Raw genomic sequence first — 12,061 nt, 5'->3', positions numbered from 1 at the left:
CACCCGCCGAGGTCGCACGTTTTCCGTCAGCGGTCGCCGGTTCTTCCGGCGGGACTCAGGCGAGAACGTGCGACCTCGGCGGCGGGGGAGCGCGCGGCCGGGGTGGTGGGGCGTCGACTCAGCGGAACGGGGACGTGAGGGGAACCTCGGCGTCCGGCTCGTGCGTGATCCGGTTGCGCAGATCCCGGCGGGTGAGCTCGATGACCCACATCCACGCGGCGTGCCCGGCCAGCTCGGAGAGGTGCTCCTCGATCGGCTGGTCCCACAGCGCCGGGATGATGCCGACCGCGGGCATGACCACCCAGTGCCAGGCGATCCAGACGACCAGGCCGTACGCGACGCCCTGCCAGAGCTTGATCCGCGGCCACTTCTCGGCGACGACACAGTAGATCACCGCGAAGAGGATCGAGAACGCGAAGTGGAGCAGGAAGCTGAACCACGGCAAGGCGTTCTCGTTGAAGTAGTAGACCGCGTGCGTGAGGTCCGACGGGGTGCCGAACAGCTCGGCGAACGCCTGCGGCGGGTTGGTCTCGTTCCGCTCGGGCGTGCGAGGCGGGAACGGCACCTCCCAGCCGAACTTGACGATCGCACCGATGCAGCCGGTGATGATGCCGACCCACACGGCCGTGCCGTACCGGCGTCGGGCCTGGTCGGTGACCACGAGACGGGACCTGTGCTCGGTGCTCATCACGCATCCCCCCAAGGAGCAGATGTGTCGAGGAGGCAAGGCTAGGTCTGCACGCGCCGGCCCGCACCGGCTGGCGGACCGCCCCGAGCAGTCCGGGGGTCAGGCGAAGGTGATGGCGTGGCGGGCGCGGTGCTCGTCGAGGAGGGCGTCGACGACGCGGGCGGTGCGCATGGCGCTGGCGCCGGTGCTCGGGCAGGTGCCGCGGCCGGTGAGCTCGTCGACGACGCTCTGGATGAGCGGCAGCTGGACGGTCGCCGGGTAGGGCGCCTCGATGTGCTGCTCGCCGGCGGCGGTGGTGAGCACGAGCGGCTCCTGGCCGAACGTCGAGAACCGCAGCGTGCCGGCGGACCCGAGGATGCGGACCTCGTCGCGCTCCTCGGCGGTGCCGTAGCTCCACAGCCCGCTGCCGAGCGCGCCGGACTCCAGCTCGAAGGAGGCGCTGACGACGTCCTCGGCGGTCGTCATCCGCCCGAACCTCGCGGCGTACCCGGTGACGCGGGCGACCGGCCCGAGGAGGTGGTCGAGCAGGTCGAGGGTGTGGGAGGCGAGGTCGACGAACAGGCCGCCCCCGGCGACCTCCGGGCGGACCCGCCACGGGACGTCCGCGCCGTCCGCGAGCGCCGACGGCTTGGACGCGTGGACGGCGACGGCGTGGACCTCGCCGATCGCGCCGTCGTCGAGCAGCCGCTTGACGGTGACGAACCGTGGCATCGCGCGGCGGTAGTAGGCGACGAAGACGGGCTGCCCGACGCGCTCGGCCGCGGCGAGGACGTCCTCGCACTCCGCGGCGGTGCGCGCCATCGGCTTCTCCACGTAGACCGGCTTGCCCGCCTCGAGGACGCGCACGGCGTAGTCCCGGTGGGAGTCCGGCGGGGTCGCGACGTAGACGGCGTCGACGTCGGGGTCGTGGATGAGCGCCTCGGCGTCGTCGTACCAGCGCGGGACGCCGTGGCGGCGGGCGTAGTCGGCCGCCTTCTCACCGTCGCGGCGCATGACGGCGACGAGCGAGGAGCCCTCCGCCTGCTGGAAACCCGGGCCGCTCTTGGCCTCGGTGACGTCGCCGACCCCGATGATGCCCCATCGCACTGTGTCCACGGGCCGAGGCTATCGTCCGCGCACCCGTGCCGGATCCAGCGCTCGGCGGGAGAGGGGCGGGGTGGGGTCAGAGGTCGGCGACGGCCTTGAAGCTGGCGTCGAGGGCGGCGTGGGTGGCGTCCATGTCCCGCATCGCCACGGCGACGAACAGGCAGTCGACGACGACGAGCTGGGCGATGCGGCTGGCCATCGCCCCGGAGCGGAACGTCGTCTCGCGCGTCGTCGTGATGAGCGCGATGTCGGCCGTCTGCGCCAGCTTGGAGCCCGGGTGGTTGGTGAGCGCGATGGCCGTGACGCCCTGCTCGACCGCGAGCCGCGTCGGGGCGATGACGTCGGGCGTGCTGCCCGAGTGGGAGATGGCGATGACGACGTCGCCCGGCCCGCGCAGCGACAGCGCGGTGAGCGCGGCGTGCCGGTCGTGGTGGCACGTGGCCTGCAGGCCGAGGCGGGAGAGCTTCTGGCACAGGTCGGTCGCGGTGACGCCGCTGGCCGCCACGCCGACGAGGTCGATCCGGCGGGCCCCGACGAGCGCGTCGACGGCGGCCTCGAGCGCCGCGATGTCGAGCATCGCGGTCGTGTCCTCCACGGCGCGCGCGTCGGCGTAGCCGATCTTGGCGACGACCTGCTCGAGGGTGTCGCCCGGGTCGAGCGTGCCGGAGATGGGGCCGCGGGCGGTGCGCCCCTCCTCGATGCCGGCCGCCTTGGCCAGCGCGAGGCGCAGCTGCGGGTAGCCGGAGAAGCCCATGCGCTTGGCGAACCGCACGACGGTGGGCGCGGACGTGCGGCACCGTTCGGCGAGAGCGGTGATCGACTCGCGGGCCACGGACGTGGGGTCGGCGACGACCGCCTCACCCACCCGTCGCTCGGCGGGGCGAAGCTCGGGCAGCACGGCGCTGATGCGACTTACCAGCGCGGCGCCGTCGGGGGGAGGGCCGGACTCGACCATGACAACCATCCTTCGGGATGAAATTTAGTTCTCATCGATCTTACTACGACGAAACTCCTTGACTTCCCCCCGCCGACGGGGCATCGTCTGCGCCACCAGACTGTCACGACGGGGGCGTTCCAACCGCACCCGTCCAGCCGGAAGATGCGAGGAGCGGAGCGATGACGCGAGCGGGAGACACCCGGTGGGGGGTCCTCGTCGACTCCCCCACCGAGGAGCGCAACCCGCGCACGGTCGAGATGGACGTCGTCGACACGCTGCAGCTGCTGCGGCTCATCAACGCCGAGGACCAGCTCGTGCCCTACGCCGTCGGGGCGACCCTGCCCGCCCTCGCCGGGCTCGTCGACGCCGCAGCCGAGCGGGTGCGGGCCGGCGGGACGGTCCACTACGTCGGCGCCGGGACGAGCGGCCGGATCGGCGTCGTCGACGCCGCCGAGCTGCTCCCCACCTTCCGCCTGGAGGAGGGCGTGGTCACCGCCCACCTCGCCGGCGGCGCGCCGGCGATCGTGCGCGCCGCGGAGAACGTCGAGGACGACGCCGCCGCCGGGCGCCGCGAGCTCGGGGACGTCGGTGAGGGCGACGTCGTCATCGGCCTCGCCGCCTCCGGGCGCACCCCCTACGTCGCCGGCGCGCTCGAGCACGCCGCCGCGAACGGCGCGTTCACCGCGCTCGTCACGTCCAACCCGCGCTCGGCGCTGCGCGAGCTCGTCGAGGTCGCGATCGTCGTCGACACCGGCCCCGAGGCGCTCACCGGGTCCACCCGGATGAAGTCGGCCACCGCCCAGAAGCTCGTCCTGCACAGCTTCTCGACCGCGCTCATGGTGCGGCTCGGGCGCACGTGGTCCAACCTCATGGTCTCGATGGTCGCCACGAACCAGAAGCTGCGCGCCCGGACCGTGACGATCCTCCACCAGGCCACCGGGCTCGACCGGTCGGTGTGCGAGGAGCTCCTCGAGGAGGCCGACGGCGACCTCAAGGTCGCGCTCGTCATGACCCTCGCGGACGCCGATCCCCCCGGCGCCCGAGCCGCCCTGGAGGACGCCGGTGGCGTCGTCCGGGGTGCAGTGCAGTCCCTGTCCAGCCCCAGCCACAGCACCCCGTCACGAAGGGAACCATGATGCAACGCCGCACCGTCATCGCGACAGCGCTGTCCGCCAGCCTCCTCCTCGCCGCCTGCGCACCGTCCACCGACGCCCCCGACCCGGGCGACGAGGACACCTCCTCCGAGCAGACCGCCGACGGTGGCGAGTGCACCGAGGAGGTCACCCTGCGGGTGTGGTCCTGGCGCACCGAGGACGCCGACACCTACAACGACGTGATCTTCCCGGCCTTCGAGGAGGCCAACCCCTGCATCTCGGTCGACTTCCAGGCCTTCGTCAACACCGAGTACAACCAGATCCTGCAGACCGGCCTCACCGGCAGCGACGGCCCCGACATCGCGCAGGTCCGCAGCTACGGCCTGCTCCAGCCGCTCGTCGAGGGCGGCAACCTCGTGGCGCTGGACGACATCGTCCCCGAGGTCGCGGAGTTCGACGAGACCATCCTCGCCGGCGCGAAGGGCCGCGAGGACGGCGCCACCTACGGCGTCCCCTTCGCCTCCCAGACCCTGCAGATGTACTACAACACGGCGATCTTCGAGGAGAACGGCCTCGAGGAGCCGACGACGTGGGAGGAGTTCGTCGCCCTCAACGAGTCCCTCGCCGAGGCCGGCGTCACCCCGATGGCCGTCGGCGGGCTCGACGCGTGGATGATGCCGATCGTCCACGACATCCTCGGCTCCGCCCAGTACGGCGGGTCGGAGTTCGAGCAGGCGATCCTCTCCGGTGACACCGACTTCACCGACCAGGCCTACGTCGACTCCCTCCAGACCGTCGTCGACCTCCAGCAGTACATGCCGGAGAACGTCGTCGGCGTGAGCTACACCGAGTCCCAGGTCCTGTTCACCACCGAGCAGGCAGCGATGTTCCCCGGCGGCTCCTTCGAGCTCGGGTTCTTCCAGGCGGAGAACCCGGAGATGGAGCTCGGCGTCTTCCAGGTCCCGCCGCCCCCGGGCTCCGCGCTCGACGAGGCCGTCACCCCGGCCTACGCGGACGGCAACTGGGGCCTGAGCGCCAACAGCACCCACCAGGAGGAGGCCGAGACCCTCATCCAGTGGCTCGCCACGCAGGAGTTCGGCCAGATGGTCGCCAACGACCTCAAGCAGTTCTCCCCCGTCCCCGGCGTCTCCTTCGACGAGCCGCTCATGCAGGAGATGTGGGACCTGTACCAGGAGAGCCCCGCGCCCTACCTGCAGCTGGTGAACTTCCGCTACGGCGACCCGACGGGCACCGACCTCATCGGCGCCGGTGTCCAGGAGCTCTTCCTCGGCGACAAGGAGCCCGCGCAGGTCGCGCAGGACGTCCAGGCCGGTCTGAGCGAGTGGTTCACCCCGGGCCAGTGACCGCCACAGCCGCGCAGACGGCCCCGGTGGAGCCGGGGCAGCGCCGCCGCCGCACCATGACGGCGGCGCTGCCCACCCGGGTCGCCCTGCTCTTCATCGCCCCCGCGGCGGTCCTCTTCGGGATCTTCGTGCTCTACCCGATGGCCACCGCGGTGACCTACTCGATGTACTCCTGGCGCGGCACCAGCCAGGAGGAGTTCGTCGGGCTGGCGAACTTCGTCCACCTCTTCACGGCCGAGCCGTACCGCAGCTCGGTCCCGCGCGCGTTCGGGCACAACCTGCTGATGTTCGGCGGGGCAATGATCGTGCAGAACTCGGTGGGCCTGTTCTTCGCGGTCATCCTCCACCGCCGCGCGCGCTTCCGGCGCTTCTTCCAGGTGCTGTACACGATGCCGTACCTGGTGAGCCCGCTCGTCGTCGGCTACCTGTGGTCGCTGCTGCTCTCCCCGCTGTTCGGGCCGGTCAACGCCGCCCTCAAGGCGGTGGGGCTCGACTCCCTCGCCCTGCCGTGGCTGGGCACGCCGTCGACGGCGCTGTGGGTGGTCGTCCTCGTCACCGCGTGGCAGTGGGTCGGCTTCCCGCTCCTGCTCTACGGGGCGGCCCTCGGTGGCCTGCCGCAGGAGCTGGACGAGGCCGCGGAGCTCGACGGCGCGTCCGGGCCGCAGCGGTTCTTCGCGATCACGCTGCCGCTGCTCACGCCCATCATCGGCACGGTGAGCGTCCTGACGTTCATCTTCACGATGGAGGCCTTCCCGATCCCCTACGCCCTCGGCGGGTCGACGGGCAGCCCGGCCGGCGCGACCGACGTGCTCTCGCTCGTCTTCTACCGCACGGCCTTCGAGTCCGGGTCCTCGAACGCCATCGGGACGTCGTCGGCGATCGCAATCCTCCTGTTCCTGTTCATCTTCGGCCTGTCCACCGTCTTCACCCGGTGGTTCCGTCGCACGGAGAGGAAGATCCTCGGATGAGCGCCGCCCTCCCGACGACGCAGCAGCCCGGTTCGCCCGACCTCCCGCCCGTCATCTCCGACCCGACGCTCCGGCCGAACCGGCCGGGGCGCCGGGACCGGGGCTGGGCCGCGGCGGCGACGAGCGCGGCGCTGTGGATCTACGCAGCGGTCGCGACCGTCCCGCTGCTCATCATGCTGCTCAACTCCCTGCGCACGAACCGGGAGCTGGCCACCGAGCCGCTCGGGGTGCCACTGCGGCCGGACTTCACCAGCTACCAGCGGGCGTGGATCGAGGCGTCGTTCTCGACGTACTTCATGAACTCGATCATCGTCACCGTCACCTCGGTGGTGATCGCGACGGCGGTCTCCCTGCTCGCTGCCTACGCGCTGGCCCGGGCGAAGGGCCGGATCATGTCGGTCGTCGAGGCGATCTTCATCTCCGGGCTGATGATGCCGGTCTTCCTCATGATCGTGCCGATCTTCTACCTGCTGGACTCCTTCGGGCTCATCAGCACCAGGCTCGGTCTCGTCATGGTCTACGCGGCGGTGAGCATCCCGTTCTCGGTGTTCGTCCTCACGACGTTCTTCCGGCAGCTGCCGGGTGAGCTGGAGGAGGCGGCGCGGCTCGACGGCGCCGGCCCGTTCCGGATGTTCTGGTCGGTCATGGCCCCGCTCGTGCGCCCGGCCATCGCCACCGTCATCGTCTTCCGGTTCGTGCCGATCTGGAACGACTTCTTCTACCCGCTCATCCTCATCCGCAACCGGGAGAACTACACCCTCCCGGTCGGGCTGACGACGTTCTTCGGGGAGTACCAGACCGACTGGTCCACGCTCTTCGCCGGGCTCGTCATCGCCACGCTGCCGCTCATCCTCCTGTTCCTCGTCGCGACGAGGCAGATCATCGCCGGCCTCACGTCGGGGATGGGAAAGTAGCGGCGTGAGCGCCGTCCTCGCCGTCGACCTCGGCGGCTCCGGCTCCCGCGCTCGCCTCACCGGCCCGGGCGGGGCGCGGGAGACCGCCGGGGACCGGCTGCGGGTGGACGCGCGCGGGCTCGTCGCCGCCCCGCTCGTCGCCGCGCTCGTCGCCGACCTGGCCCTGCGCCTGGGCGACGTCGCGGCGGTGGCCGTGGGCTCCAGCGGTCTCCTCACCCTCGCCGACGGCCCGCAGGTGGTGCTCGAGGCCGTCCGCGCCGCCCTCGGCGACGTCCCGACCGTCGTCGCCTCCGACGCCGTCACCTCCGCGGTGGGCGCGCTCGGGGGCCGGGCGGGGGCCGTCGTCCTCACCGGCACCGGCTCGACCGCGCTGGGCACCGACCTCGCCGGGTGCTGGCGCAAGGTCGACGGCTGGGGTCACGTCCTGGGGGACGCCGGCTCCGGCTCGTGGATCGGCATGCGGGCGCTGGAGGCCGCGCTCGAGCAGCACGACGGGCGCCGCTCGGACGCCGGCGGCCTGCTCGCCGCCGCGGTGGCCCGGCTCGGTGAGCCGGAGTCCTGGCCGCGGCAGATCTACACGCGCGAGGACCGGGCTGGGGTGCTCGCCTCCGTCGTGCCCGACGTCGTCGCCCTCGCGGGGCAGGACGAGGACGTGGCCGTCGCGATCCTGCGCCGCGCCGGGCACGAGCTCGCCCGCAGCCTCACCGCGGCGCTGCGCCCCCCGGTGCCGCCGCTCGCCTCGTGGACCGGCGGGATCTTCGGGTCGCGGGTGGTGCTCGAGACGATGCGCGAGGCGCTGGCCGAGGCACGGCCCGACGTCGTCCTCGAGCCCCCGCACGGCACGTCGCTCGACGGTGCCGAGCTCCTCGCCCGCCGCTGGCTGGCCGGGGACCTCACACCGGCCGAGCCGCTGCTCACCGTCCACTGAGCGCGCGCGGGTGGTAGGTAGCCCGACTGTGCGCCCTCAAGGCCTACCGTGCACCCGCTCCACGGGACGCAGCAACGGGGCCGCGGTCCAGCAGTGGGCGCACAGTGGGAGGCGCGCCCGCCCGGGGAGGTAGGTGTCCGGACACGTCAGACTGCCCCGCGACATGGGGCAGCCTGACGTGTCGCGGAGCCTCTTCCTGCCGTCGGTGGGGAGGCTCGGCCGACGAGGTCGCAGAACCAGCGGGCCTCAGTCGGCGAAGATCTTGCCGACCGGCTCGCGCTTCTCGGCCTGGAAGCGGTCCTCGGTGCGGCCGTAGGCCCAGTAGCCCGACAGCGAGACCTGCGAGCGCTCGAGCCCGCGCTGGGTGAAGAACACCTCGCGCAGCGCCTTCATCGCCTCGCGCTCCCCGTGGGCGAACACCTGGACCCGCCCCTGCGGCCAGTCGTACCCGGCGACCGCCTCGGGCAGCACCCGGGACGTCCCCGGGGCCGCGGGCGCCCGGTGCAGCCACCGCACCTCGACGCAGGCGGGCGCGCGCAGCGGCAGCTCGTCCTGCGGCCCGCCGACCTCGATGAACGCCACTCCCCGCGCGTCGTCGGGCAGCGCCTCCAGGGCGGCCGCGATCGCCGGGAGCGCCGACTCGTCCCCCGCGAGGAGGTGCCAGTCCGCCGTCGGGTCGGGGCGGTAGGCGCCGCCCGGCCCGGAGAGCACGACCCGCTCCCCCGGCTGCGCGCGTGCCGCCCACGGCCCGGCCAGGCCCTCGTCGCCGTGGACGACGACGTCGATCGCCAGCCACCCCGCGGCCGTGTCGAGCGCGCGGACCGTGTAGGTGCGGGTGACCGGCAGGTCCTCGGGCGCAAGCCGCTCGCGCAGTTCGGCGACGTCGTAGGGCGGCTCGAGGCCGAGCTCCGGGCGCACGAAGTAGAGCTTGACGTACCGGTCGGTGCACTCGTTGTCGGTGAAGGACGCGAGGCCGGGCCCGCCGAGGTAGAGCCGCACCATCGAGGGCGTGAGGGTCTCCCTGCGGAGCACCTCGAGGACGGTCTGCGGACGCCGACGACGGACGGGGCGCTCGGTCACAGGGCTCCTTCTCGGGTCGCGGGATGCGCCGTCCACTGTACGTCCAGTGGGCGTGCCGCCCGCCTCACGCCCGGCCGGCGGCCGGTCGGGTGCCCTCCTCGAGCAGCTCGAGGACGTGCCGGTAGGGACGGCCGGTGGCCGCCGTCATCCCCATCTCGCAGGTGCGGTTGCACGAGGCGTAGGCGTCGAACGGCCCCGCGGCGCGCTCGGCGGCGGCGATCTCGGCAGCCTCCCGCTCGGTGGCCCCTGCTGGCAGCTCGGGGTGGAGCATCCCGCGGTCCCCCGCCGTCCCGCAGCACCCCCACTCCGCGGGGACGGTGACCTCCCGCGCCACGGCGCCGGCGACGGCGGTGAGGTCCTCGACCGCGCCGAGGTGGACGGTGGAGCACGTCGGGTGGACCACGAGCCGGTCGAGCAGCGCGCCCGCGGGCACGTCGATCCGGTCGAGGAGGACCTCACGGGTGTAGGTGACGGCGTCGACGACGCGCACCCGCGCCCACCGCTGGGCCGCCGGTCCGGTGAGCCGCTTGCCGATCGAGGCGAGGCCGTGGGTGCAGCTCGCGGCGTCGCACACGAGCGGCAGGCGTCCGCCGTCGGTGAGCTCCCACACCGAGTCCGCGACCCGCCCGGCCATGAGGACCGCGCCGTCGACCAGGCCCTTGGACTCCCAGACCGTCCCGCAGCACAGCCCGTCGATCCCCTCGGGCACCGCGAGCCGCACCCCCGCCCGCTCGCACAGCACGGCGAACGCCGCCCCGGCGCCGAGCGTGCCGTCCCCCTCGGGAGCGAAGAGCGAGCCGATGCACGCGGGGAAGAACACGGCGTCGTGGGTCCCGGGCGCGACCGGGCCGACCATCCGGCTGCGCGGGCTGCCCGGTCCGGGCAGGGAGCCGTCGACGTGCGGGAGGAGGTCGCGCCCACGCTCCCCGACGACGGCGCGCACCACCGTCGTCGCCGCCGACAGGACCGGCCCGGGGACGTGGTCGGCGACGGCGAGACCGGCGCGCAGCGTCGTCGTCGCGGTGCCCCACGCCCCGGCCAGGCGCCGCCCGACCGCCTGGGCGAGCGGCCCGTTGGCCGCGGCGCGGCGCTGCTTCATCACCGCGCCGGTGTCGATGTCGACCGGGCAGGAGACGCGGCACAGCGAGTCAGCGGCACACGTCTGGACGGCGGCGTAGTCGTAGGCGTCCTCGAGCTCGGCCCGCCGCTCGGGACCGGAGTCGGCGGCCTCGCGCAAGAGGGCGATGCGCTGGCGGGGCGTCGTCGTCGTGTGGCGGGAGGGGCAGGCGGGCTCGCAGAAGCCGCACTCGACGCACCGGTCGAGCTCGGGGTGGACCTGCGCGGGGCGCTTGAGGTCGCGCAGGTGGATGGTCGGGTCGTCGCTGATGACGACGCCGGGGGCGAGCACGCCGCGCGGGTCGCACAGCCGCTTGATCTCGCGCATGACCTCGTACAGCTCCGCGCCGTACTGGCGGCGCACGAACGGGGCCATCATCCGGCCGGTGCCGTGCTCGGCCTTGAGCGAGCCGCCGGCGTCGAGCACGAGCCCGGCGAGCTCCTCGCTGAACGCGGCGTAGGCGTCGCGGGCCCGCGGGTCGCCGAGGTCGGGGTTGACCATGAAGTGGAGGTTGGCGTCCTTGGCGTGGCCGAACGTCACGGCGTCGTCGTAGCCGTACCGGGCGAGCAGACCCTCCAGGGCACGCACCGTGTCGGTGAGGGCGGGCCCGGGGACGACGACGTCCTCGAGCATGGCCGTCGTGCCGGTCGGGCGGGCGCCGGCGACGGCCGCGTACAGGCCCTTGCGCACCTGCCACATCGCCGCCCGCGCGCGGGGGTCGGTGGTGAGCGGCGTCGCCGCGGCCGGGGACAGGCCGGCGAGCAGCGGCTCGGCGCCGGCGACGAGCTCGGCTAGGCCGTCCCCCGTCGCGTGCTGGAGCTCGACGAGCAGGGCGGTGTGCCGGTCGACGGCGAGCTCACGCAGGACGGGGTCGGCGCGAGGGTCGCGCTGGGCCACCCGCAGCGCCGCGGCGTCCATGAGCTCGACGGCGACGGCGGAGGTCGCGGTGACCGTCGGCAGCGCGGCGGTCGCGGCGCCGATGGAGTCGAGCACGAGCAGCGCCGTCGCCGCGTGCGGCAGGACGGGCACGGTGCGCAGGGTGACCTCGGCGAGGTAGGCGAGGGTGCCCTCCGAGCCGACGAGCAGGTGGGCGAGGATGTCGACGGCGGAGTCGTGGTCGAGCAGCGCGTTGATCCCGTAGCCCATGGTGTTCTTCATCGAGAACTGGTGCTCGACGGCGCGGCGCAGGTCGGGCCGCGAGCGCACGTGGTCACGCAGGCGGAGCAGGCCGGCGTGCAGCTCGGGCTCGCGCGCGGCGAGCAGCGCGTCGGCGTCCGGGGCGGCGGTGTCCACGACCGTGCCGCTGGGCAGCGCGAGGACAACCGAGTCCAGCGTGCGGTAGGCCGTCGCGGCGGTGCCCGAGGTCATCCCCGAGGAGTTGTTGGCGACCACCCCGCCGACCGTGCAGGCGATCTCGCTCGCCGGGTCGGGGCCCAGGCGCCGGCCGTGCCGGGCGAGGGCGGCGTTGACCCGGCGCAGGACCGCGCCCGGGCGACAGCGCACGCGGGCGCCGTCGTCGAGCACCTCCACGTCCTGCTGGTGGCGGCGGACGTCGACGAGGACGCCGTCCGTGACGGCCTGTCCGGACAGGCTCGTGCCGCCCGCGCGGAAGGTGAGCGGCACGGGCGGGGTCGCCCGGCCGGCGGCGGCCATGACGGCCGCGACCTGCTCGACCGACGTCGCGGTGACGACGGCCTGCGGGCGCAGGAGGTAGTGGGAGGCGTCGTGGGCGAGGCGCGCGCGGTCGACCTCGCGGGTGCTCAGCCCGCCCGCGCCGGCGGCCGCGGCGAGCGGGGCGAGGTGCGGCGTCTTCGTCACGGCGTCAGTCTCTCGTAGCGGCCCCCGCAGAACCCCGCTCTCGCGCGGAAGTCGGCTGTCGCGCACA

General features: G+C 73.6%; 10 protein-coding genes. 5 read left to right on the top strand and 5 right to left on the bottom strand.

The features are described from left to right. Nucleotides 1-118 precede the first annotated feature (118 nt). The 3 genes from FHE66_RS08820 to FHE66_RS08810 all read right to left on the bottom strand — a co-directional run bounded on the left by FHE66_RS08820 (nt 119) and on the right by FHE66_RS08810 (nt 2,729). Nucleotides 119-688 (bottom strand): YagU family protein, encoded by a 570-nt coding sequence (locus FHE66_RS08820; protein ID WP_139072598.1) that lies wholly within the window; start codon nt 686-688, stop codon nt 119-121. 99 nt (nt 689-787) lie between these two features. Next, complete coding sequence (locus tag FHE66_RS08815) at nt 788-1,783, bottom strand: Gfo/Idh/MocA family protein (RefSeq protein WP_139072597.1); 996 nt, start codon at nt 1,781-1,783, stop codon at nt 788-790. Between the two features lie 67 nt (nt 1,784-1,850). Continuing rightward, complete coding sequence (locus FHE66_RS08810) at nt 1,851-2,729, bottom strand: MurR/RpiR family transcriptional regulator (protein WP_139072596.1); 879 nt, start codon at nt 2,727-2,729, stop codon at nt 1,851-1,853. Between the two features lie 161 nt (nt 2,730-2,890). On the opposite strand from FHE66_RS08810, the gene FHE66_RS08805 reads away from it, so the two are divergent. From FHE66_RS08805 to FHE66_RS08785, 5 genes are read left to right on the top strand one after another with little or no spacing between them, the layout of a single operon-like run. Beyond that, nucleotides 2,891-3,847 (top strand): N-acetylmuramic acid 6-phosphate etherase, encoded by a 957-nt coding sequence (locus FHE66_RS08805; protein WP_139072595.1) that lies wholly within the window; start codon nt 2,891-2,893, stop codon nt 3,845-3,847. Then, nucleotides 3,844-5,169 carry an extracellular solute-binding protein gene (locus FHE66_RS08800; RefSeq protein ID WP_255303659.1) on the top strand — a complete coding sequence of 442 codons (1,326 nt, stop codon included), beginning with the start codon at nt 3,844-3,846 and terminating at the stop codon, nt 5,167-5,169. Before FHE66_RS08805 ends, FHE66_RS08800 begins: the two co-directional genes overlap by 4 nt. Then, nucleotides 5,166-6,137 carry a carbohydrate ABC transporter permease gene (locus tag FHE66_RS08795; protein ID WP_230976478.1) on the top strand — a complete coding sequence of 324 codons (972 nt, stop codon included), beginning with the start codon at nt 5,166-5,168 and terminating at the stop codon, nt 6,135-6,137. The genes FHE66_RS08800 and FHE66_RS08795 overlap by 4 nt, the downstream gene beginning before the upstream one ends. Beyond that, complete coding sequence (locus FHE66_RS08790; protein ID WP_139072594.1) at nt 6,134-7,051, top strand: carbohydrate ABC transporter permease; 918 nt, start codon at nt 6,134-6,136, stop codon at nt 7,049-7,051. Before FHE66_RS08795 ends, FHE66_RS08790 begins: the two co-directional genes overlap by 4 nt. A gap of 4 nt (nt 7,052-7,055) precedes the next feature. Further along, nucleotides 7,056-7,979 carry an N-acetylglucosamine kinase gene (locus FHE66_RS08785; protein WP_139072593.1) on the top strand — a complete coding sequence of 308 codons (924 nt, stop codon included), beginning with the start codon at nt 7,056-7,058 and terminating at the stop codon, nt 7,977-7,979. Nucleotides 7,980-8,225: 246 nt separating this feature from the next. Here FHE66_RS08785 and FHE66_RS08780 read toward each other — a convergent pair whose 3' ends face one another. Both FHE66_RS08780 and FHE66_RS08775 read right to left on the bottom strand, forming a co-directional pair. Continuing rightward, complete coding sequence (locus FHE66_RS08780) at nt 8,226-9,059, bottom strand: siderophore-interacting protein (RefSeq protein ID WP_139072592.1); 834 nt, start codon at nt 9,057-9,059, stop codon at nt 8,226-8,228. A gap of 64 nt (nt 9,060-9,123) precedes the next feature. Further along, nucleotides 9,124-11,994: an FAD-binding and (Fe-S)-binding domain-containing protein gene (locus FHE66_RS08775; protein WP_139072591.1), complete on the bottom strand. Its 2,871-nt coding sequence runs from the start codon at nt 11,992-11,994 to the stop codon at nt 9,124-9,126. Nucleotides 11,995-12,061: the final 67 nt, after the last annotated feature.

The organism is Georgenia sp. 311, assembly GCF_006151955.1.
In the GTDB taxonomy this organism is placed as follows: Bacteria; Actinomycetota; Actinomycetes; order Actinomycetales; family Actinomycetaceae; genus Oceanitalea; species Oceanitalea wutianyii.
Note: the sequence above shows the minus strand (reverse complement) of the source record. Positions and strands in the feature narration are given on the sequence as shown.